Source organism: Candidatus Pantoea gossypiicola (assembly GCF_008632075.1).
Taxonomy (GTDB): Bacteria; Pseudomonadota; Gammaproteobacteria; order Enterobacterales; family Enterobacteriaceae; genus Pantoea; species Pantoea gossypiicola.
This window is the reverse complement of the sequence record NZ_VWVM01000008.1, coordinates 66,186-88,762: the sequence shown is the minus strand read 5'-3', so window position 1 is coordinate 88,762 and position 22,577 is coordinate 66,186. Positions and strand designations below refer to the sequence as shown.

Sequence of the window (22,577 nt, the reverse complement as noted above, 5' to 3'; positions counted from 1 at the left end):
CTTTTCTGACTTTACACAGCACCTGCTTTTCTGCGGGCGTTGAGGAGTTGCACATGTTGCTTGTCACCTGTGATAGCGTTCTGATTTGCGTTTCGCTGATCGTGGCGTTTATTGCCTCTTTTACAGCGCTGGACACCGCCGGACGGGTGGCGGTCTCCCATGGCTGGAGCGCGCGGTTCTGGCTGCTGGTTGGCGGCACGGCAATGGGGATTGGCATCTGGGCCATGCATTTTATCGGGATGCTGGCGATGATGATGCCGATGACGATGCGCTATGACACGCAGCTGACGATCCTCTCGCTGCTGGTGGCGATCCTGGCGTCAATATTCGCCTTCGGCCAGACGGTGGGCGGCCTGCATCTCACCCGTCAGCGGCTACTGCGCGGCACGCTGATTCTGGGTGGGGGCGTGGTGGTGATGCACTATCTCGGTATGTCAGCCCTGCTGATTGATCCGCAACCTGAGTGGAATACGCTGCTGGTGACGCTCTCTGTGCTGATTGCGTTTGTGGCCTCAGGCGTGGCGCTGTGGATGGCGTTTCATCTGCGGCAGGGTGACCATCATCTGCTGCTGATGCGTGGGCTGGCCTCAATAGTGATGGGGATCGCGATTGCAGGCATGCACTATGTGGGTATGGCGGCGGCGGCGTTCCGCCACGGCAGTACAATGCAGTCGCATGGCGTCAGTAGTCCGGGACTGGCGGTATGGGTTTCGCTGATTACGCTGAGTATTCTGGGGATCACCCTGCTGAGTTCGATGCTGGACGCTCAGGTGCGCGCCGCACGGCTGGCAACCCGGCTCAATCGCGCTAACCAGGAGCTGCGTCAGCTGGCGATGCATGACAACCTGACCGCGCTGCCCAACCGGGTGATGCTGGAGCAGCAGCTCGATCTTGCCATCAAACAGGCGATGCTAAAGGAAGATCGCTTTGCCGTGATCTATATGGATCTCGATGGCTTCAAAGCGGTCAATGACACCTGGGGACATCATGTCGGCGACCGGTTACTGGTGGCGGTGGCGGAACGGCTGCGCAGTCAGCTCAGTAACACGATGCTGCTGGTGCGGCTGGGCGGGGATGAGTTTGTGCTGATGGCAGAGTGTGATATCAATCCGGCCCGGCAGCTGGCGCAAAAACTGGTTAAAGTGATCAGTACGCCATTTGAACTTGACCGCTATGTACTGCACGTTTCACTCAGTGCGGGAATTGCGATCTTTCCACTGCATGGACGTAACCGGCAGGAGCTGCTGTTTAATGCCGACGCGGCGATGTATCACACCAAACACAGTGGACGAAACGGCTGGTGCCTGTTTGAACCCGCCATGAGCGCGGCAACGCAGCATCAGCTTGAGCTGGCCAACGATTTGTGGGAGGCCATTGATCGCCAGCAGATGCGGCTTTTCTATCAGCCCAAATTCTGTTCCGGTGGCACCCGGTTAATGGGATTTGAAGCGCTCCTGCGCTGGCAGCATCCGCAGCGCGGTTTGCTGACCCCTGAGCTGTTTTTGCCGCGCGCAGAAAAAACCGGTCAGATTGTAACACTGGGCAACTGGGTGATCGAGGAGGCGTGCCGTCAGTTAAGGGTCTGGCACAGCCAGGGACACAGCGACTGGACGGTTTCGGTTAATCTCTCTGCGCTGCAGTTCCATCAGCGTGATTTGCTGAGCACACTGACGCAGACACTGACGCGTTATCAGCTGTCAGGCAGCGCGCTGATGCTGGAGATCACCGAAACGATTGCCATGCGCGATCCCGCTTTCAGTCAGCAGCGGATTCATGAGTTGCAGCAGGCAGGCGTCAGCGTCGCCATTGATAACTTCGGTATCGGCTATGCCAACCTGTTGCATCTTAAACATCTGGATGCCAGTGAACTTAAGATTGATCGCAGCTTTATCAACTGCCTGCGACCAGGCAGTGAAGATGCGACCGTGGTCAGCGCCATGCTAACGCTGGCACAGAGTCTCAACCTGCGCATGGTAGCGGAAGGCGTCGAGACTGAAGAGCAGCAGCATCTGCTCACAAGCTTAGGCTTTGATGCATTGCAGGGATATCTGCTTGGCAAGCCAACGCCTCCGGAGCGGGTTGACGCGTTCAGTTTTCCCGCACGGCGGCAGCCAGTGGCGTCGGTATCTGGCTGAGACCGACGATAGATTTCATCACTCAGAATGAGTGGAAAGGATGCAGGGTGCGCGGCTCAGTAACCCGCGGTCTATGCCGATAACTAATACAAATTTTAACAACCTCTGCCCAACACCGGCACGGCTTTCGCGGGAATGCACTATGTTAGCGACCTCATACGACACTTTTATCGTCATCGTCTCAGTTCTTGTCGCGATGCTGGCCTCGTTTACCGCCTTAGATATGGCGGGACGGGTGGTACATTCTACCGGCAAAGTGGCGCTGGTCTGGCTGTTCGGCGGCGGTTTCTCCATGGGTATTGGCATCTGGGCGATGCACTTTATCGGCATGCTGTCGATGAGCATGGAGATGGTCATGAGCTACAACGCCGGACTCACCGCATTCTCCGCCGCCATCGCCGTCTGCGCGTCGATATTTGCACTGTGGCTGGTCTGCAGTGGCGATCTGCCTTTGCCGCGTCTGGCGGGCGGCGCGCTGATCCTCGGCAGTGGTGTCGCAGCGATGCACTACACCGGCATGGCGGCGCTGATGTTTTCGCCCGGTATCGTCTGGCAATGGGGTTGGGTGGCGCTGTCGGTGGCGATTGCTCTGGCCGCGTCTGGCGCGGCGCTGTGGCTGGCGTTTAACCTGCGTGAGGGTCAGACCGGCCGGGTCACGCTGCTGCGTATTGGTGCCTCGGTGGTCATGGGCTGTGCGATTGCAGGTATGCACTATACCGGCATGATGGCGGCAGAGTTTCCCGTCCACAGCCATCCGGTCGGGCAGGGCGTTAACAGCAACTGGCTGGCGATTCTGGTCACCGTGGTCACCCTCTCAATTCTGGGCATAACCCTGCTGGTCTCGATGCTGGATGCACGGATGCAGGCGCGAACCTCGATTCTCGCCAGTTCGCTCGCTGAAGCGAATCGCGAGCTGGCTCAGCTGGCGCTGCACGATAACCTGACCCGGCTGCCGAACCGTATCCTGCTGGAGGATCGACTGGAGCAGGCGATCAACAAAGCGAACCGTGAGCAGACGCAGTTTGCCCTGTTGTTTATGGATCTCGATGGGTTTAAGGCGGTTAACGACGCCTTTGGACATCACATTGGCGACAGTCTGCTGGTCGGTGTGACCGAGCGGATGAGTCAGCAGATGACCGGCTACTACACGCTGGCGCGGCTGGGTGGGGATGAGTTTGTGCTGCTGGTTGAGATCGACGATCCAAATGATGCCGCAGCCATCGCCGATAAGCTGGTTAAAGCGGTGGATCGTCCATTTGATATCTCACGCTATGAGCTGATGGTCTCGCTGAGTATTGGTATCGCGGTGTATCCCGGCGATGGCGTGGATGAGCGCGAACTGATGTTCAACGCCGATGCGGCGATGTATCACACCAAAAATAATGGCCGTAACGGCTATACCTTCTTCCAGCCCTCAATGAACCTTCAGGCGCAGAGTCAGCTTCAGCTGAATAACGATCTCTGGCAGGCACTGGATAACGATGAACTGCGCCTGTTCTATCAGCCAAAATATTGTGCGCCGGGCGGCCCGATCCTCGGCTTTGAGGCGTTACTGCGCTGGCAGCACCCGAAGCGTGGCCTGCTGTCGCCTGATAAATTCCTGCCGATGGCGGAGAAGACCGGCATGATTGTCAACATTGGCAACTGGGTAATCCATGAAGCCTGTGGTCAGCTGCGCCAGTGGCATCTGCAGGGCCACCCGGACTGGTCGGTGGCGGTGAACCTGTCGGCGTTGCAGTTTGAGCAATCGAATCTGGTGGAGACGGTAGTGGATGCGCTGACAAAACATCAGATTCCGGCCGAACAGCTGACGCTGGAAGTGACCGAGACCACTGCGATGCGCGATCCCGATGAGAGCGTGCGTATTCTCACCGAGCTGACTCAGCTCGGCGTCAAAGCTTCAATTGATGACTTTGGCACCGGTTACTCCAGCCTGCTCTATCTGAAACGTCTGCCGGCCAGTGAGCTTAAGATCGATCGGGCCTTTGTTAATGAGCTGCAGGATCAGAAAGAAGATGCCACCATCGTATCGGCGATTGTGGCGCTGGCACAGTCGCTGCAGCTGAAAGTGGTGGCTGAAGGCGTTGAAACCGCTGAGCAGCAAGCCTTTCTGACCAGCCTGGGTTGCAATACGCTGCAGGGCTATCTGCTGGGCAAGCCGGTTCCCCCTGAGCGGGTACCGGATCTGGCTAACTTTGTGGTGGGGGAAACGGAAGAGGTGATGGCAAACGTGAGTCCGATTGTTGAAGCCGATCAGCCACTGACGCCCCAGGTAGCGGTGATCTGACGCACCTGATCAGAGCTGAATCAGCGTAATCAGTACGATAAGCGATTCGCACCGCCTGTCATTGGTCGCCTGCCGTGGTAAAGTCTCGCGGTCAGACTACTCGCGGTAAACAAGGAGAGGCGACCCGTGGCGAAATACCAGCGCTTGATGGATGAGATTCAGCAGCAGATCGAGGCCGGCATCTGGCTGCCCGGCACCCGTTTACCGTCGCTGCGTCAGCAGGTCGCGCAGCAGGGTGTCAGCCTGATGACGGTGCTACATGCCTATGAGCTGCTGGAGAGTCAGGGCTGGATCGTCTCGCGTCCACAGTCAGGTTACTACGTGGCACCGCGTGCCTTAGCGCCCGCACCGCTGAGTGTGGCGATCAGCGAGCAGGTCGATATCAACGACTTTGTGTTTGATGTACTGCAGGCCACGCGCGATCCCGCCATCGTGCCGTTTGGCTCTGCGTTCCCCGATCCGGCACTCTTTCCGCAGCGTCAGCTGATGCGCTCGCTGGCGAACGTCTCTCATCATCTGACGCCAACCGATGCGCTGCATAATCTGCCGCCCGGCAACGCCACGCTGCGACAGCTGCTGGCGCAGCGCTATGCGCGTCAGGGCATCACCCTGTCGCCGGATGAAATTGTCATCACCAGCGGGGCGCTGGAGGCGCTGAACCTCAGCCTGCAATCCCTGACCGAGCCGGGCGACTATGTGGTGATTGAGCAACCGAGTTTTTATGGCGCGCTGCAGGCGATTGAGCGGCTTAAACTCAAGGCGCTGGCGATTCCGGTGGATGCAAATCAGGGCATCGATCTCGTTCAGCTGGAAGAGGCGCTGCAACGCTGGCCGGTAAAAGCCTGCTGGCTGATGACGACATTGCAGAATCCGCTGAGCGTGACATTAACGCCGGAGCGCAAACAGCAACTGGTGGCGCTGCTGGCACGTTATCAGGTGCCGATAATTGAAGATGATGTCTATGCCGAACTCTGGACGGGTGAGGCTGCGCCGCTGCCCGCGAAGGCCTGGGATCGGCAGGGAAACGTGCTGCACTGTGGCTCGTTTTCCAAGTCGCTGGTGGCCGGTTTTCGCGTCGGCTGGGTGGCGGCGGGACAGCATGCGCAGCGCATTCAGCGCCTGCAGCTGATGAGCACGCTCTCGACCAGCGCACCGATGCAGCTGGCGCTGGCCGATTTTCTTGCCACGCGGCGTTACGACACCCATCTGAAGCGGTTGCGACAGATACTGGCGAAGCGACAGCAGATGGTGCGTCAGGCGTTGCTCAAGGTGCTGCCGCCGCAGGCTACGCTCAGCGAAGCGCGCGGCGGCTATTTTCTCTGGGTGACGTTGCCGGAGAGCATCAACACTACCCGGCTCTACCAGCAGGCGCTGGCTCAGGGGATCAGTATTGCACCGGGACAGTTATTTTCGGCAGGAGAGCAGTTCAGTCACTGTTTCAGACTGAATACCGCCTGGCCGTGGGATAGCCGGGCCGAGGCGGCAATAGCGACGCTGGGTCAGTTAATGGCGGAACCGCAGGCGGATTAGACGCGCGCTGCTTCCTGGTGGCCCCAGGTCAGGTAGTAGACATCATAAAAGTCCACTTCCCCTTTTTGCGTCAGCAGACGCTGGATACCGCTTTTAACCCGTTCCGGTGTTTCAGGCAGTGACAGAATGCGTGAGATAGCCTGTTCGCGCACCGGCTGAACGTAATACCACTCACCGTTGTAGCAGACACGCAGATCGAGCGCATCGATATCTTCAAAGCGATATTTCGGGTTGATATCAAGCAGCATCAGCACGCTCATTACCAGCACAAATGCGGTGGCAAACCAGAAGGCGGGCCAGCCGAGCATCTCGGTGGTAAATATCAGCGCCACGCACAGGCCGTAGCAGAGATACATCACAGCCCACAGACCGGGATGGTTCTTCAGAAACGAGAGGCTAAAGCGCGGCAAGTTGTCGCGACGTTCTTCGCGGTTAAGCGTGGCGATCTCGTCAATCAGGATTTGTTTAATAGCGTCCATTGGTTACCTCACTGTCATCTGTTAGCTATTACAACAGATAACAGTCAAGCATATCAGAAACAGATCTGTGCGATTTTTGTATAACAGTTTATCAAAAGAGTGCCCTGGCATCGGGCTGCCGTACCTGCGTGCCGGCTCGCCTGACATTTTGCAACACTTTGCCGCAGTAAGAACCGCTATCCGCCGCCGTACGGGGGCGGTCTCGCCCTATTGTTAACGACACATTTGGCTTTAGTCAGCAATATCAGTCAATTATCTCAATTGTGTCGTCCGGCGCACATTGCATTGTGCCGCGGGTTTGCCACACTTAGAAAAAAACCGGAGAACCTGTATGCGTGCCTCATCCTCCAGTCTGATGTTAATGATGTCCTTTGCCGCAGGCACCTTCGCGGCCGGGGCTTCTGATAATCCTCAGCATCTGATGCTCGCCATTCCGTCGGGCGGCGTACCTAATAACCCGTTACCTCTGATTATCTGGCCGCGCGTAGTGCCGGAAGAGGAAGAGATCGCAGCGTGGTTTGAGAAAACTTTCGACGAAAACGGCTGGCCACCCGCCTGGCGCTATCCGATTTTCCCCTATACCCACTATCATCCCAACACCCATGAGCTGCTTGGCGTTGCGGAAGGCTGGGCAGAAGTGCTGTTTGGCGGCGACAGTGGCCGGATGGTCACCCTGCGCGCAGGCGATGCGGTGCTGATCCCGGCGGGTGTCGGTCATCGCCAGGTCAGCGCCAGCGAAGATTTTATGGTGATCGGTGCCTATCCGCGCGGCATGTCGCCTGAGACGCTGCGCGACGAACCCGCGAAGCTGAAAATGGCGCAGCAGCAGGTGAAAAAAGTGCCGTTGCCGACCCAGGACCCGTTTACCGGCAAAGAGGGCGCGTTAACCGAAATCTGGCAGCCGATTGCCGCGATGCATTTACAGCAACAGATGGACCTGTAAACGCCGTTTCTGTCGCGAAATGATTAAGCGCGAGCCAGCCTCGCGCTCTGACCATGCTGGCTGTAAAACCTGCCTTAACGCCTGACCTCAGGCGCTTATCCCGATCATTACGCCATTGAACATTTGCTCGCCGCTGCCGATAACTCCCCTGTTAAGATTAGTTATTCTTCTTAATACGCTTGTCTTCGCAGACCTTTTCCGCTTTAGTCTCGGCTCGCGTTTAAGAACATTCCTAAGCCTTTACCGGGCTACCGAGCAGCAGGCAAATAACAATGGATAATAACTCTGATGTCATGTATCGCATGCTGGTACAAGTCGTGATCGACTACGCGATCACCATGCTTAAACCGGACGGAACTGTCGCCAGCTGGAATGACGGGGGTCTGCACGTCCTTGGTTACAGGCCAGACGAAATTATTGGACAGCACGCCGCCCTGTTTTACAACGAAGAGGATCGCCGACGCGGTCAGCCGCAGCGCGAACTTGATATCGCCACCACCACCGGACGTTACGAAAACGAAGGCTGGCGCTGCCGTAAAGATGGCAGCAGCTTCTGGGCACACGTGGTCATCTATCCGATCCGCGACGAGACCGCTCAGCTGATTGGGTTTGCTGCGGTCTGCCGCGACTGCACCCGGCTGCAGGAGCAGCAACGCAAAGAGCGGGAGCAGGAGATGCGCTTCCGCCTGCTGGTTGAGGGCGTCACCGATTACGCCATCTATATGCTCGATCAGGATGGAAACGTAGTGAACTGGAACGCCGGCGCACAGCGCGCCAAAGGCTATGTGGCGGAAGAGATTGTCGGCCAGCATTTTTCCCGGTTCTACAGCGCGCAGGATCGACTCAATCATATCCCCAGCCAGAACCTGCAAACGGCTTATCGCACCGGCCGTTTTGAAGATGAGGGCTGGCGCTACCGCAAAGATGGCAGTGCGTTCTGGGCACATGTGGTGATCGACACGATCCGCGACGATCAGGGCAAACTGCTGGGCTATGCCAAAATCACCCGTGACTGCACCGAACAGCAGCGCGTCCGCAGCGAGCAGCGCGAGCAGGAGCAGCGTTTTCGCCTGCTGGTAGAGGGCGTCACGGATTACGCCATCTATATGCTTGATACCGACGGCGTGGTGGTGAACTGGAATGCTGGCGCACAGCGCGCCAAAGGCTATAAAGCGGATGAAGTAGTGGGTCAGCACTTCTCGCTGTTTTACAGCGCTCAGGAGCGGCTGAACAGGATACCGGAAGCGAATCTCGGTATTGCGCTGAAAACCGGTCGTTTTGAAGATGAGGGCTGGCGCTACCGTAAAGATGGCAGCGCGTTCTGGGCGCATGTGGTTATCGACGCGATCCATGATGATGACGGTAAGCTGATCGGTTTCGCCAAGATCACCCGCGATCGCACGGAAGGCCGTGAGCAGGAGCAGCAGATCCTGCGCGCCCGGGATCTGGCCGAAGCCCAGAGCACGCAGAAAACCGCCTTGTCTAAATTCCTGGACAACATCATTGCCAACATTCCCTCCTGCGTGATTGTTGAAGATGCGATCACCCGCGAGATCCTGCTGGTGAATGACCGCACCCAGCAGCTGTTTGGCCTGGCGAAATCGCTGATCGTTAACAAGCGGCCGCACGAATGTATGTCGCCTGAGCTTAGTGACTATTTTAACAATCTGGCGGACGTTGCACTGCGCAGTGAGGGCATACATGAGCGTGAGCAGTTGCTGATGACTGCCAGCGGCGAACGCATTCTGCATACCCGCGCTACCGCAATTAATGGCCAGGATGCGCGCCGCAACTACCTGATGCTGCTGGTGGAAGATGTTACCGACCAGCGCGCCGCCGATGCCCGTATTCACCATATGGCGCACCACGACAACCTGACCAGCCTGCCGAATCGCATGCTGTTCCGCCAGCGTCTGAGTGAGGCGTTGCGCACCGCGAGCCAGACGCAGCGCCAGACCGCCGCGCTATGCCTTGATCTTGATAATTTCAAAAATGTGAACGATGCGCTGGGCCATCAGATTGGCGATGAGCTGCTGCGCAGCGTGGCTAAACGTCTGCGAAACACGCTGCGTGATCAGGATACGCTGGCGCGCATTGGTGGCGATGAGTTCGCTATCGTGCTGCCCTCGGTAGCAAACAGTGAGGAGGCGAGCATTGTGGCTCAGCGTCTGATCGAGGCGATTCGTCCGCCGGTCAACGTTGAAGGTCATAATCTGGCGGTCGGGCTGAGCGTGGGTATTGCACTCAGCACCACCATCACCAATACGCCGGAGCAGTTGCTGCGCTGTGCGGATATGGCGCTGTATGAAGCCAAACGTAATGGCCGCAACCGCTATGAGCACTTTACGCTGGAGATGGATGATGTGGCACGCAGCCGACGCCTGATTGAAAACGATCTGCGCGATGCGATCAGCGGCGGGCATTTACGGCTCTACTATCAGCCTATTACCAATGGCGATCACCGCACAATTATTGGCTATGAAGCGCTGATGCGCTGGCATCATCCGATCCGCGGGCTGATTATGCCCAACGACTTCATCCCGATTGCGGAAGAGACCGGCCTGATTCATATGCTGGGAGCCTTTGCCCTTTATGAAGCCTGTCGTGAAGCGGCGAGCTGGGAAGGGGAGCAGTCGGTCTCAGTCAACCTCTCACCGCTGCAGTTTAAAAACAGCTCGCTGGTGCCGGTGGTTGAAGGTGCGCTGAAGGAGTCAGGTCTCGATCCGGCGCGACTGGAAGTCGAGATCACCGAATCGGTGCTGCTGGATGACTCGCTGGGGAATATCCGTACCCTGCAGAATCTCAAGGCGCTGGGCGTGCAGATTGCGCTGGATGATTTCGGCACCGGCTATTCGTCGCTGAGCTATCTGCGATCCTTCCCGTTCGACAAAATCAAAATCGACAAGTCGTTTATCAACGATATGGGCGACAGCCGCGAGGCGCTGGCGATAATCCGCGCGATTACCGGCATGAGCCGCAGTCTGGATATCCAGATTACCGCTGAAGGCGTGGAGAGCGATGAGCAGTTCGCGAAGCTGCGGGATGAGGGCTGTACGTTGTTCCAGGGCTTCCTGTTCGGACGGCCTCAGCCGTCAGAGCTGCGGCTGAAAACGCTGGGTGAATCCGCGCCGGGTTAATCATAAAGGCCATGCTGCTGAACCGGCGCATGGCTGAGATTATCGCGGATGCGGCGCACCGACTCGCGCACCACCAGCCTGCCATTCAGCAACAGGCTGCCGGTGGGTGTGCCAGGGTTCAGCCGCATCTCCTGCAGCATTCTGACTGCCGCTGCGCCCAGCTCATCACGTGGCACCTGCACCGAGGTCAGCGGAATATCGTGGATAGCGGCCAGGTTAAACCCATCCATGCTCATTACCGAGATATCCTGCGGCACCCGCAGGCCGGCCTGCTCCAGCGCCGTGACGGCACCTGCGGCTATGTAATCCCCGCTGGCGAGAATCGCCGTCGGACGCAGCGCGTCAGGGCAGTGGCGCAGATATTCACCCAGCCGTTCCGCCGCCTCATTGCTGCTGAAGCTGTTCAGGGTTAGCAGATGCTGGCGACTGTCAAAGCGCAGATTCATGGCGTGCCAGGCGTCGCGCACCCCCTGTAAGCGTTGCTCCATGGTATAGCGGCGCAGGCAGTGCAGGGACAGGATCTGCCGATGTCCCTGCTCAAACAGGTAGCGCGCGGAGAATTCACCAATCAGCTGATGATGCGGCGAGACTGACGGCAGCCGCATACGGCGATCGCGGGCGTTGATCAGCACGCAGGGCTTGTTCATCTCCGCCGCCAGCTGATGAATATGCTCATCATCAATGCCGATCAGCAGGGCGGCTTCGGTCTGCTGCATCTTATCGATAAACAGCGCGGCATTACTCTCCACCTCTTCCAGCGGGCAGTAGCGCAGCCGCACCTCATGTGGCTCTACCGCCTGGCTGATTCCCTGAATCACCTTGTAGTAGAAAATGTCGCTGCGTACGTCAAAGGCGCGCGGTGGAGCAAAGACCATCAGGTTATTCAGCAGCAGGCGACCGCTGTGCAGATTATCCAGCACGCCCTGCTGCTGCGCCACGGCCAGCACTTTGTCCCGCGTCGCGGGACGGGTATTCGCTTTTCCGGCCAGTACCCGCGATACCGTACTGATCGAGACTCCGCTCAGCGCCGCAATCTCACTGATTTTCAGCCTTTGTTTCATTCTGTGATCGCCTTCAAATCTGCCAGTGAAAAATTTTTCATAGTCTGCTGAATCGCGTCAGATAAGCGTTTCAGTGCCATTTTTTATCGCGATTCAGCCTGCCATGAAAAGCGTTGCAAAAAAGTGGCTGTACCCACGTTTCCCACTTTTCTAAGTTCGATAAAAGGACACGCGGTACGCCAGCAGGCGGTGTGCGTCATCAATCGCAATCAGGAGTGGCACAATGAGCCTCGAATCAACAACCAAACCCATCAGTGCGTCACGCACGGTGCGCGTGATTAAAAATTTACGCTGGTGGATGCTGGGAATGTTTTTGCTGGGTGTAACCGTCAACTACATCACCCGTAACTCCCTCGGCATTCTGGCACCGGAACTGAAAACCAGTCTGAACATGACCACCGAACAGTATTCGTGGGTTGTAGCAGCATTTCAGCTCGCCTATACCCTGTTCCAGCCGATTTGCGGCTGGCTGATCGATGTGATCGGACTGAAGATGGGCTTCCTGATCTGCGCGCTGATCTGGTCGGTCACCTGTCTGCTGCACGCCGGTGCGGGAAGCTGGCTGCATCTGGCGCTGCTGCGTTTTGTGATGGGTGCTTCCGAAGCGGCGGCCACGCCCGCTAATGCCAAAGCGATCGGTGACTGGTTTCCGAAAAAGGAGCGTCCGGTCGCGGCGGGCTGGGCGGGCGTCGGCTTTTCGATTGGTGCGATGCTGGCACCACCGATTATCTACGTTGCCCACGTTACTTTTGGCTGGCAGGGTGCATTTCTGCTGACCGGCGGTCTGGGTCTGCTGTGGGTGGGACTCTGGTGGTGGGGCTATCACTCGCCGGAAAGCCATCCTCGCCTGTCTGATGATGAACGCGCCTTTATTAATCAGGACAACGAGGCGATCGGTGAAAAGCTGCCGTTCTTCACCGCGCTGAAAGTGATTGGTAAAGAGAAAAAATTCTACGGCATCGCCATTCCGGCTTTTCTGGCTGAACCCGCCTGGGCGGTGCTGAGCTTCTGGGTGCCGCTCTATCTTGCCAATGAGCGCGGCATGGATCTTAAGCAGATCGTGATGTTCGCCTGGCTGCCATTCCTGGCCGCCGACCTCGGCAGCGTCGCCAGTGGCTATCTCACCAGAATCTATGTGCGCTGGTTTGGTATGACCCGCGTGAATTCCATTGTTGCCAGTTCAGTCACCGGCGCGCTGCTGATGGTCTCGCTGGCGCTGATGACGCTGGTGAAAGATCCCTGGCTGGCTATTGCCCTGATCTCCGTCGGCGGCTTCGGTCACCAGGTGATCTCCTGCATGCTGAGTGCGCTGGTGGTGGAACGCTTTGATCGCCGCCAGATGGCCACCGTTAACGGTATGCGTGGCTCCTGCGCCTGGATCGCCAGCTTTATCTTCTCGCTGATTATCGGTGTTACCGCCGATACCATCGGCTTTAATCCGCTGTTTGTAGCGATGGGCTTCTTTGACCTGATTGGTGCCGTTTTCCTGGTGATGCTGATCGCCGAACGCCGCCAGCGCCCTGCTAACCCATAAGGATATCGCGATGAAAACCCTGAAGAACTGGACGCTGCATCAGCAGGCCGATCATTTTGTTGAACTCAAGGTCGACGATCGACATTTCCTGAGGCTTTACGTTCTGGAAGAGAAACTGATGCGCGTGCTGCTGAAGCGCGACGGTGAGCTGGCGCTGAACCGCACCTGGAGCATTGCGCCTGAGCATGATGTGCCCTGGCAGGGACGCGATCGCGAGGCGCTGGATGGCTTTACGCTGCCCGCATTTCAGGTGGAGCACGATGCGCAGCAGTTGCGCATCAGCACATCACAGCTGCGGGTGACGGTGCATCAGCCGCTCTGCCTGAGCTGGGAGCAGTTTGAGGGTGCCAGCTGGCAACCGCTGACCGCCGATCGTCACACCGGTGCCTATCTGCTCAATGCTCACGGCGACGGAGTGGAGCACTATCAGCGTCGTCAGCCGCAGGATCGGGTGTATGGCCTGGGCGAGAAGACCGGCGACCTGAACCGCGTTAACCGGCGTTTTGAGATGCGTAATCTCGACGCGATGGGCTATAACGCCGCCAGCACCGATCCGCTCTATAAACATATTCCGTTTACCCTGACGCAGCGTGATGGCGTCAGCTTTGGCCTGTTTTATGACAACCTCAGCAGCAGCTGGCTCGATCTGGGGAATGAGCTGGATAACTACCATCTGCCTTATCGCCGTTACCGCGCCGAGGCGGGCGATCTCGATTACTACATGATGCTCGGTCCGACGTTGCTCGATGTCACCAAAGCCTTTGTGCGCCTGACCGGGCGCACGCTGTTTCAGCCGAAGTGGAGCCTGGGCTACAGCGGTTCGACCATGCACTACACCGATGCGCCGGACGCGCAGCAGCAGCTGCAATCCTTTATCCGCCTGTGTCGCGAACATGAAATTCCCTGCGACTCGTTCCAGCTCTCTTCCGGTTACACCTCGATCAATAACAAACGCTATGTCTTCAACTGGAACTACGACAAAGTCCCGAATCCCAACGCGCTGAGTGATGCGTTTCATCGTGCCGGAATGAAGCTGGCGGCCAACATTAAGCCCTGTCTGCTGCAGGATCATCCGCGCTACCAGGAAGTGGCGGCGCAGGGGCTATTTATTCGTGACTCGGAACAGGATCGCCCTGAGCGTTCGGTGTTCTGGGATGATGAGGGATCGCACCTCGATTTCACCCATCCGCAGGCGGTGCGCTGGTGGCAGGAGAATGTGACGCAACAGCTGCTGGAAAAGGGCATCGATTCCACCTGGAATGACAACAACGAATATGAAGTATGGGATGGCGAAGCGCGCTGTCACGGGTTTGGTCAGCCGATCGCGATCAAGCATATCCGCCCGGTGATGCCGTTGCTGATGATGCGCGCCTCGATGGAAGCCCAGCAGCAGTTTGCACCAGACAAACGACCCTATCTGATCTCACGGTCCGGCTGTGCCGGGATGCAGCGCTATGTACAGACCTGGAGCGGTGATAACCGTACCAGCTGGCAGACCCTGCGCTACAACATCCGCATGGGACTGGGAATGAGCCTGTCCGGGCTGTTTAACGTCGGACACGATGTCGGCGGCTTCTCGGGCGACAAGCCGGATGCCGAGCTGTTTGTGCGCTGGGTTCAGAATGGCGTAATGCATCCGCGCTTTACCATCCATTCGTGGAATGACGATCACACCGTGAACGAGCCATGGATGTACCCGGATGTCACACCGATGATCCGCGAGGCGATCCGGCTGCGCTATCGTCTGATGCCTTACCTCTATAACCTCGCGTGGCAGGCCAGCGCGGAAGATGAGCCGATGCTGCGTCCGACCTTCCTCGACCACGAGCAGGACCCGCAAACCTATGAGGAGTGTGATGATTTTATGCTGGGGCGCGATCTGCTGGTCGCCAGCGTCGTGGAGCAGGGCGCGCGCAGCCGGGAAGTCTATCTGCCACGCAACCAGGGCGGCTGGTATGACTGGCACAGCGGCAGGGCGTTTGCGGGCGGCGAAACCATCACGCTGGATGCGCCGCTGGATCGTCTGCCGCTGCTGGTGCGGGCGGGTGCAGTAATCCCGCTGGGCGAGTGTGAAACCACGACCGATGCGCGGCGCGATACCGTGCGGCAGTGGCAGCTGTGGCCGGCACCGGAAGGCGTAACCACTCAGGGCGAAATTTTTGACGACGACGGTGAGAGCCATGGCTGGCAGCAGGGCAATGCGCTGTGGCTGAGCTGGACATTGTGCAGCAGCGCCAGCCGTATCGATCTGACGGTGGAAAAACGCGGCGACTATCAGCCCGCCTGGCGGGAGATCGCGCTGTTACTGCCTCCGGGGGAACGTCGTGAGCTGTGGGTGAATGGCGAGAAAGCGGCGAGTTACCGGCTGGGATAGCTGTGTTGAGGAGGCAGTGAAGAAAAGTCCGGCCCCGAAGCGGGGGCCGTTAAGGGCAACAGCAAAACCGGACCTGCTTCGCTGTGAGATCGTGCTTGAGCAGGAAATACGGTCAGTTCGGAAAGACGCTAAGGCCAGTTCGTGACATGCTCGACCCGCGCGATTACGCACCTCATCCCTGAGGTGCGCCCGTTGCCGGGCCAACGCTTTGCGCTGTTCAAAAACGCTCCCGGCGTTTTTAGTACGCACCTCATCCCTGAGGTGCGCCCGTTGCCGGGCCAACGCTTTGCGCTGTTCAAAAACACTCCCGGCGTTTTTAGTACGCACCTCATCCCTGAGGTGCGCCCGTTGCCGGGCCAACGCTTTGCGCTGTTCAAAAACGCTCCCGGCGTTTTTAGTACGCACCTCATCCCTGAGGTGCGCCCGTTGCCGGGCCAACGCTTTGCGCTGTTCAAAAACGCTCCCGGCGTTTTTAGTACGCACCTCATTCCTGAGGTGCGCCCCTGGCCGGGCCAACGCGTTGCGTTGTTCAAAAACGCTCCCGGCGTTTTTGTCCAGGGCGCGGGACGCTTTCCTCCTCTGACCGTATTCCCTGCTACTTAAGCTTTATCATTGCTTCCTGAAAGCGCACCAGGGAATTGTCAGCAGTCTGAACCGACCTGAAAGATATTATTCTGCGTGGTTCTCGGTGCTCATACGGCCCAGATCTTTATCAACCAGAAACAGACCGTTGCCGCTGTTGCTGACCAGCGCCAGTTTATCCAGCACAGTTTTGAACAGCTTCTCTTCTTCATGCTGTTCGGCAACATACCACTGCAGGAAGTTGAAGGTAGAGTAATCCTGTGACGTCATAGCGGCATGTGCCAGCTCATTGATTTTGCTGGTGATCAGCTGCTCATGTTCCAGCGCTTGCTGCAGGATTTCATTCAGTGAGGTGAAAGAAACCGGTGGCGCAGCGATGGTGCCCAGCACCGGCATCGCGCCGGTATCGCTCAGATAATCAAACAGACGCTGCATATGCTGCATCTCTTCGCGTGAATGCATCTTCAGGAAGGAAGCGGCACCCTCAAAGCCTTTGTCGCTGCACCAGGCACTCATTTGCAGATAAAGATTGGCAGAGAAAAATTCCAGGTTCAGCTGGTCGTTTAAACGCCCAGTCATTTCAGCAGTCAGCATGGCCGAGTCCTTTTAAGAAGATGTTAAATAAACAGGTAGATGCGGTGAATTATGCATCATACATGTTAGTAAAGTGAAGCCTTTTACGCAAAATAAGTCAATTTATCTGGTTGATTTAAATAGAATTATTTCGGAAATTGAATGCGACCAATTCTCATTCTGTATCGCGCAACATCAGGCAATAACGTCAGGGGGATCAGCACCATGATAGTGCGGACAATGGTTATTCTGCTGGTGCAACAAGTTGCTGAAGCAGACGAAATATCGCCAATCTGATGCCGTCCCGGAAATATCACGTTGTGGTCTGAAAAATAATTTTCAGAGACTGATAAGAGTCATGGCGTTGATTAAACGTGCTGTGTCGGGAAATAAAGCGTTAACAACCTTTCTCTTAGCGGCTCTGGCATAAATCCTGCTTAGAACTGAGTTCCATATATTGAAACTTGTCACGGCAGGGAACGGGCGGCAGGCCATGTTATCAGGAGAAAATAATGTCAGAAGAGAGTGTGGTTAATCCGGTAAAAATGACGGCGACTAAAGGCAGTTATATCGCATTAATTTTTGCCATTCTGTTTTTTTCAGGGCTGTTTTATAACGTCGAGGGCCTTAAATGGCTGGGTGCGTTTGACTTCACTACGCTGGGCGGCAGCTTCGGCACCATGAAAGATCCCGCCAGCAATACCTTTCTCGGTGCAGGCGGACTCAGCGCCAAAGCGGGCTTCCTGTTTGCCCTGTCGCTGACCCCCACGGTAATGCTGGCGCTGGGTGTGCTGGAAATCTTTACGCATTACGGCGCGATTCGCGCGGCACATCGCTTGCTGACGCCGCTGCTTAAGCCGCTGATGGGGTTGCCGGGTCGTTGCGGTCTGGCGTTAATCACTGATCTGCAAAGCACCGACGCGGGCGCAGCATTAACCAAAGAGATGGCTGACCAGAAACAGATTGGTAAAAAAGAGCTGGTGGTGATGAGTGCCTGGCAATATTCCGGTGCCGGATTAATCAATAATTACTTCGCCATCGGTTCAGCGCTGTTCGCCTCCATGACGCTGCCAATTATTATTCCGCTGCTATTAATGTTCGTGCTGAAATTTGTCGGTGCGGCGATAACGCGCGCTGTGTTAAACAGTGTTTATAAAAAGGATTTCGTCGATGGAAAATAAAGTTGCAACCCGTGCAAATCCCTTTGATGTCTTTGTGACCGGCGCGCGCAAAGGCTTTCACATTGCCATTCACAACCTGATGCCGAATGTGGTGATGGCCTATGTGCTGGCAGAAGTACTGAATCTGCTCGGCATCATGCAGTTTCTCGGGCATGTCTTTGCGCCGGTGATGGGGCTGTTCGGCCTGCCGGGCGAGGCGATTACAGTATTGCTCACCGCCTGGCTCTCCTCGTCGGCGGGCACGGGCGTGGCGGTAAGCCTGCTGACCAAAGGACTGCTGACCGGCGCGGATATCACCATTCTGGCGCCGGCGATTTTCCTGATGGGATCGCAGCTGCAATATATGGGACGGCTGCTGGGCGTGGCCGATGTGCCCAAAAAATACTGGCCGCTGCTGATGCTGGTGAGCATCATCAACGCGCTGATCGCAATGTCTGTTATGCGTCTGTTTATTCAGGAGTAACGCTGTGACTAAGGTATTAGAGCATTATCACTATTTGCACGAAATTCCGGAGCTGGGTTTTCAGGAGGTAAAGACCTCGGCCTACATCGCCGATCAGCTCGAGAAAGCGGGCCTGAAGGTGACGCGCAACATCAATAACACCACCGGCATTGTGGCGGAGATCGACAGCGGGGTACCGGGGCCGGTACTGGCGCTGCGCGCGGATATGGATGCGCTGGGGCATATCATTGATGGCGTGCCGTGTGCGCGCCACACCTGTGGCCACGACGGTCACTCTTCAGTGGTGCTGACAGCGGCATCGGCGCTGCTGCAGGAGGGCACGGTGAAACGTGGCCGGCTGAAGATTCTGTTCCAGCCCGCCGAGGAGCTGGGTGCCGGTGCGCTCTCAATGATCGAAGGTGGCGCACTGGATGATGTGGAGATGATTCTGGGCTTCCATCTGCGTCCGCTGGAAGAGTGTGTGGTTGGCCAGGCGGTGCCTGCGGTGCTCTACTCCGCCTGCAGCACGCTGGAAGCGACCATTAAGGGCCAGCCCGCCCATGCGGCGCGTCCGCATCTTGGCGTGAATGCACTGGATGCCGCTGTACAGGCGGTTCAGGCCGTCAATGCCCTCCATCTGTCACCGGGCCTGACCTGGAGCGTCAAAGCGACCCGCTTCCTGTGCGATGCCGGTGTCACCAACTCGGTGCCGGATGAAGCCCGCGTGGTGTGGGATCTGCGTTCGCAGGAGAACGGGCCGATGACGCAGCTGAAAGAGCAGGTCACGCGCGCCATTACCCACAGCGTGGCGGCACTGGGAGCCAGCGCCGAGGTTCGCGTGCTGAAAGAGATGCCGGCTGCCGAGATTGATGATGAGGCGACGGCGGTGATCCGCGCCGCCATCGTTGAGGTGCTGGGCGAAGAGGGTGCACTGCCGACCCGAACCACGCCAGGCAGCGAGGACTTTTTCTACTATCCGGTGAAGCGTCCGGGAGTGAAAGCGGGCTTCTGGGGGCTGGGCACCAACCTGACGCCAGGACTGCATCATCCCGATATGCATTTTGATCTCAGCTCGCTGGAGATTGGTGTGCAGATCTTCAAAGCCTGTGTCAGAAAGGTACTGGGATAACAGAGTGGGGCGGGTGCAGACCCGCCCGACTCTGTTGCCGCATCCGCTGTTCTCCGATTCCTGGCCTGCGAAATCACGCCCCCTTCCCTGTAGGCCGCGCGCGCAAAATATTGTATGCTATGCCGCCTTAAAGCTGACCAGGTAACCGGACTTCACGCCAATGTAACTTCGCGCTGACCCGCCAACGATGAAAGGTCGTTTTGGCACCGTTTACCCGCCGGTAAGGTTCTGCCGGCCACCATGATTTATCAGCAGCGCCAGTACGTTGCGCTGCCTATTGAGAAGAATTCCATGTCTAATCCCTTTTTAGAAGAGGTGGCACGCCGCCGCACCTTCGCGATCATTTCGCACCCGGATGCCGGTAAAACCACCATTACCGAAAAAGTGTTGCTGTTCGGACAGGCTATCCAGACCGCCGGTACCGTAAAAGGCCGTGGCTCTAACCAGCACGCCAAGTCGGACTGGATGGAGATGGAGAAACAGCGTGGTATCTCTATCACTACCTCGGTGATGCAGTTTCCTTACCGCGATAGCCTGGTAAACCTGCTGGATACCCCAGGTCACGAAGATTTCTCGGAAGATACCTACCGTACGCTGACCGCAGTAGACTGCTGTCTGATGGTGATCGATGCCGCGAAAGGCGTCGAGGATCGTACCCGCAAGCTGATGGAAGTGACCCGTCTGCGCGATACGCCAATCCTGACCTTTATGAACAAACTTGACCGTGACATCCGCGATCCGATGGAGCTGCTGGATGAGGTAGAGAGCGAGCTGAAAATCGCCTGCGCACCGATCACCTGGCCTATCGGCTGCGGCAAGCTGTTCAAAGGGGTTTACCACCTCTACAAAGATGAGACCTACCTCTACCAGAGCGGTAAAGGCCACACCATCCAGGAAGTGCGCATCGTGAAGGGGCTGAACAACCCGGATCTCGACGCCGCAGTGGGTGACGATCTGGCGGCACAGCTGCGTGAAGAGCTGGAGCTGGTGCAGGGTGCCTCGCACGAGTTCGAGCAGGAAGCGTTCCTGAGCGGCGAACTCTCGCCGGTCTTCTTCGGCACCGCGCTGGGTAACTTTGGCGTGGATCATATGCTGGATGGCCTGGTTTCCTGGGCACCGCGTCCGATGCCACGTCAGACCGACACCCGCACCGTGGAAGCGCAGGAAGAGAAGTTCACCGGCTTCGTGTTTAAGATCCAGGCAAACATGGACCCGAAACACCGTGACCGCGTCGCCTTTATGCGTGTGGTTTCCGGTAAGTATGAAAAAGGGATGAAGCTGCGTCAGGTGCGCACCGGCAAAGATGTGATCATCTCCGATGCGCTGACCTTTATGGCGGGCGACCGTTCCCATGTGGAAGAAGCCTATCCTGGCGACATCATCGGCCTGCATAACCACGGTACCATTCAGATCGGCGACACCTTTACGCAGGGTGAAAATATGAAGTTCACCGGTATTCCGAACTTCGCGCCAGAGCTGTTCCGCCGTATTCGTCTGCGCGATCCGCTGAAGCAGAAACAGCTGCTGAAAGGGCTGGTTCAGCTGTCGGAAGAGGGTGCAGTGCAGGTGTTCCGTCCGGTGCATAATAACGATCTGATCGTGGGCGCGGTCGGGGTACTGCAGTTCGATGTGGTGGTGGCACGTCTGAAAAGCGAATATAACGTCGAAGCGATCTACGAAGCGATTAACGTCTCAACGGCGCGCTGGGTTGAATGTGACGATGCTAAAAAGTTTGAGGACTTCCAGCGTAAAAACGAAGTTAACCTGGCACTCGATGGCGGTGATAATTTGACTTATATCGCGCCAACCATGGTGAATCTGAATATTACGCAGGAACGTTATCCCGACGTCCGTTTCCGTAAAACACGCGAGCACTAATCGCCTGTTTCCGGGCCATTCCAGCAGGGAATGGCCCTGATTTTCCCACTCCAGACTCCTCCTAAAAACCCCGTTTTTCTTCTGTTTTGACGTGTGATCAACCAGTTAGCCAGGCAAATCGCAAAATGCCGTCTATGATTATTTTATCGGACGGCGGAAGAGACTTCTCTTGTCCTTACGTCCTGTAACGCAGCGGCACCTGTGCCTCTGTTTCGCCCACAGTTTTGGGTGAGTTAACTGATAGAAGGAAGATATCGATGAACAAGACTAAGATTGCTAAAACCCTGATGGCCGCCATGATTGGTTCAGCACTGATCAGCGGTAGCGCACTGGCCGACGAATCGCTTTCTCAGAAAGCGTCACAGACAGCCGACAGCGCGGGTTCGAAAATCGATAGTTCTATGAAAAAAGTCGATGGTTATATGGATGACAGCGGCATCACCGCTAAAGCCAAAGCGGCATTGGTGGATGACGACGCAATTAAAAGTACGGATATCTCGGTAAAAACGCATAGCGGCGTCGTGACCTTAAGTGGTTTCGTCACCTCACAGGATCAGGCTGAAAAGGCTGTGGCTGTGGTGCAGAAAATCGAAGGTGTTAAATCCGTCAGCGACAAACTACACGTCAGAGACAGCAAAACCTCTTCAGTGAAAGGTTATGCCGGCGATGCTGCTACAACCAGCGAAATTAAAGCTAAGCTATTAGCAGATGACATTGTTCCGTCGCGCAACGTAAAAGTTGAGACTACCGACGGTGTTGTTCAGCTTTCAGGGCATGTTGCTACTCAGGCACAGTCAGATCGTGCAGAAAGCATCGCTAAAGCCATTGAAGGGGTAAAAAGCGTTAAGAATGACCTGACGGTTAAATCTTAAGCTTGCGTGCGGTCACGGTTGTGGCCGCACAAATAAAAGAGACCCATCCGGGGATGAAATAAGCAGTTCGAATTTAAATAGGGTAAGGAGAGGCTTATGTTTCGTTGGGGCATTATTTTTCTGGTGATCGCACTGATCGCTGCAGCGTTAGGTTTTGGCGGTTTAGCGGGCACAGCAGCATGGGCAGCTAAAGTTGTCTTCGTCGTTGGTATTATCCTGTTCCTCATCAGCCTGTTTACCGGCCGTAAAAAGCTTTAGCCGATGAGTCCTGCAGTGTAATGCAACGCAAAGCATAGAGCGGAGACCAGTCATCTGCAGCGACTGACGTGAAGAGAGGGACACCTTCACATCGCTGCGATGGCAGGCCAGTTTAGCTGGCCTGCCGGTTAAAGGAATAGATGACTGGTTCTCCGGAATGCTGCTGTTTTTAACGGACCCAT

Annotated in this window: 17 protein-coding genes; 14 read left to right on the top strand and 3 right to left on the bottom strand. The window is 56.7% G+C overall.

Annotated features, from left to right (window positions below):
* The first annotated feature begins 53 nt into the window (after positions 1 to 53).
* The 3 genes from F3I20_RS12260 to F3I20_RS12250 all read left to right on the top strand — a co-directional run bounded on the left by F3I20_RS12260 (position 54) and on the right by F3I20_RS12250 (position 5,952).
* Positions 54 to 2,135, top strand: a complete 2,082-nt coding sequence (locus F3I20_RS12260; protein WP_150019322.1) for a putative bifunctional diguanylate cyclase/phosphodiesterase — start codon at positions 54 to 56, stop codon at positions 2,133 to 2,135.
* A gap of 142 nt (positions 2,136 to 2,277) precedes the next feature.
* Positions 2,278 to 4,422, top strand: coding sequence for a putative bifunctional diguanylate cyclase/phosphodiesterase (locus tag F3I20_RS12255; RefSeq protein WP_150014728.1), 2,145 nt, complete (start codon positions 2,278 to 2,280; stop codon positions 4,420 to 4,422).
* 126 nt (positions 4,423 to 4,548) lie between these two features.
* Positions 4,549 to 5,952: an aminotransferase-like domain-containing protein gene (locus tag F3I20_RS12250; protein WP_150014726.1), complete on the top strand. Its 1,404-nt coding sequence runs from the start codon at positions 4,549 to 4,551 to the stop codon at positions 5,950 to 5,952.
* Here the strand turns inward: F3I20_RS12250 and F3I20_RS12245 are convergent.
* Positions 5,949 to 6,431 carry a YlaC family protein gene (locus F3I20_RS12245; RefSeq protein WP_013359026.1) on the bottom strand — a complete coding sequence of 161 codons (483 nt, stop codon included), beginning with the start codon at positions 6,429 to 6,431 and terminating at the stop codon, positions 5,949 to 5,951. The two genes, F3I20_RS12250 and F3I20_RS12245, sit on opposite strands and share 4 nt — an antisense overlap.
* Positions 6,432 to 6,762: 331 nt before the next feature.
* Here F3I20_RS12245 and F3I20_RS12240 point away from each other — a divergent pair, with 331 nt between their 5' ends.
* Together F3I20_RS12240 and F3I20_RS12235 are read left to right on the top strand one after the other, a co-directional pair.
* The gene (locus F3I20_RS12240) at positions 6,763 to 7,374 is read left to right on the top strand and encodes a cupin domain-containing protein (protein WP_150014724.1); all 612 of its coding nucleotides are present in this window, start codon (positions 6,763 to 6,765) and stop codon (positions 7,372 to 7,374) included.
* 272 nt (positions 7,375 to 7,646) lie between these two features.
* Positions 7,647 to 10,511: a bifunctional diguanylate cyclase/phosphodiesterase gene (locus F3I20_RS12235; RefSeq protein ID WP_150014722.1), complete on the top strand. Its 2,865-nt coding sequence runs from the start codon at positions 7,647 to 7,649 to the stop codon at positions 10,509 to 10,511.
* Here the strand turns inward: F3I20_RS12235 and F3I20_RS12230 are convergent.
* On the bottom strand, positions 10,508 to 11,572 hold the full coding sequence (locus F3I20_RS12230; protein ID WP_098052374.1) for a LacI family DNA-binding transcriptional regulator: 1,065 nt from the start codon (positions 11,570 to 11,572) through the stop codon (positions 10,508 to 10,510). The two genes, F3I20_RS12235 and F3I20_RS12230, sit on opposite strands and share 4 nt — an antisense overlap.
* Before the next feature lie 223 nt (positions 11,573 to 11,795).
* On the opposite strand from F3I20_RS12230, the gene F3I20_RS12220 reads away from it, so the two are divergent.
* The 3 genes from F3I20_RS12220 to F3I20_RS23935 all read left to right on the top strand — a co-directional run bounded on the left by F3I20_RS12220 (position 11,796) and on the right by F3I20_RS23935 (position 16,083).
* Positions 11,796 to 13,106, top strand: a complete 1,311-nt coding sequence (locus tag F3I20_RS12220) for an MFS transporter (RefSeq protein ID WP_150014720.1) — start codon at positions 11,796 to 11,798, stop codon at positions 13,104 to 13,106.
* Between the two features lie 10 nt (positions 13,107 to 13,116).
* On the top strand, positions 13,117 to 15,480 hold the full coding sequence (locus tag F3I20_RS12215; RefSeq protein WP_150037710.1) for a glycoside hydrolase family 31 protein: 2,364 nt from the start codon (positions 13,117 to 13,119) through the stop codon (positions 15,478 to 15,480).
* A 141-nt stretch (positions 15,481 to 15,621) separates the two neighbouring features.
* On the top strand, positions 15,622 to 16,083 hold the full coding sequence (locus F3I20_RS23935) for a hypothetical protein (protein WP_190286161.1): 462 nt from the start codon (positions 15,622 to 15,624) through the stop codon (positions 16,081 to 16,083).
* A 66-nt stretch (positions 16,084 to 16,149) separates the two neighbouring features.
* Here F3I20_RS23935 and ftnA read toward each other — a convergent pair whose 3' ends face one another.
* Positions 16,150 to 16,656, bottom strand: coding sequence for a non-heme ferritin (gene ftnA / locus F3I20_RS12205; RefSeq protein ID WP_033733871.1), 507 nt, complete (start codon positions 16,654 to 16,656; stop codon positions 16,150 to 16,152).
* A gap of 491 nt (positions 16,657 to 17,147) precedes the next feature.
* On the opposite strand from ftnA, the gene F3I20_RS12200 reads away from it, so the two are divergent.
* From F3I20_RS12200 to F3I20_RS12175, 6 genes are all read left to right on the top strand, one after another.
* Entirely contained in the window at positions 17,148 to 17,816 is a 669-nt protein-coding gene (locus F3I20_RS12200; protein ID WP_150014714.1) for a nucleoside recognition domain-containing protein, read from the top strand.
* Positions 17,806 to 18,279: a YjiG family protein gene (locus F3I20_RS12195; RefSeq protein WP_150014712.1), complete on the top strand. Its 474-nt coding sequence runs from the start codon at positions 17,806 to 17,808 to the stop codon at positions 18,277 to 18,279. The genes F3I20_RS12200 and F3I20_RS12195 overlap by 11 nt, the downstream gene beginning before the upstream one ends.
* A 4-nt stretch (positions 18,280 to 18,283) precedes the next feature.
* The gene (locus F3I20_RS12190) at positions 18,284 to 19,387 is read left to right on the top strand and encodes a M20 peptidase aminoacylase family protein (protein WP_150037711.1); all 1,104 of its coding nucleotides are present in this window, start codon (positions 18,284 to 18,286) and stop codon (positions 19,385 to 19,387) included.
* A 291-nt stretch (positions 19,388 to 19,678) separates the two neighbouring features.
* The gene (gene prfC, locus F3I20_RS12185) at positions 19,679 to 21,265 is read left to right on the top strand and encodes a peptide chain release factor 3 (RefSeq protein WP_150014708.1); all 1,587 of its coding nucleotides are present in this window, start codon (positions 19,679 to 19,681) and stop codon (positions 21,263 to 21,265) included.
* A 257-nt stretch (positions 21,266 to 21,522) separates the two neighbouring features.
* Positions 21,523 to 22,137: a molecular chaperone OsmY gene (gene osmY, locus F3I20_RS12180; RefSeq protein WP_150014706.1), complete on the top strand. Its 615-nt coding sequence runs from the start codon at positions 21,523 to 21,525 to the stop codon at positions 22,135 to 22,137.
* 96 nt (positions 22,138 to 22,233) lie between these two features.
* Positions 22,234 to 22,395 (top strand): DUF1328 domain-containing protein, encoded by a 162-nt coding sequence (locus tag F3I20_RS12175; protein WP_003848537.1) that lies wholly within the window; start codon positions 22,234 to 22,236, stop codon positions 22,393 to 22,395.
* The last annotated feature ends 182 nt before the right edge of the window (positions 22,396 to 22,577 follow it).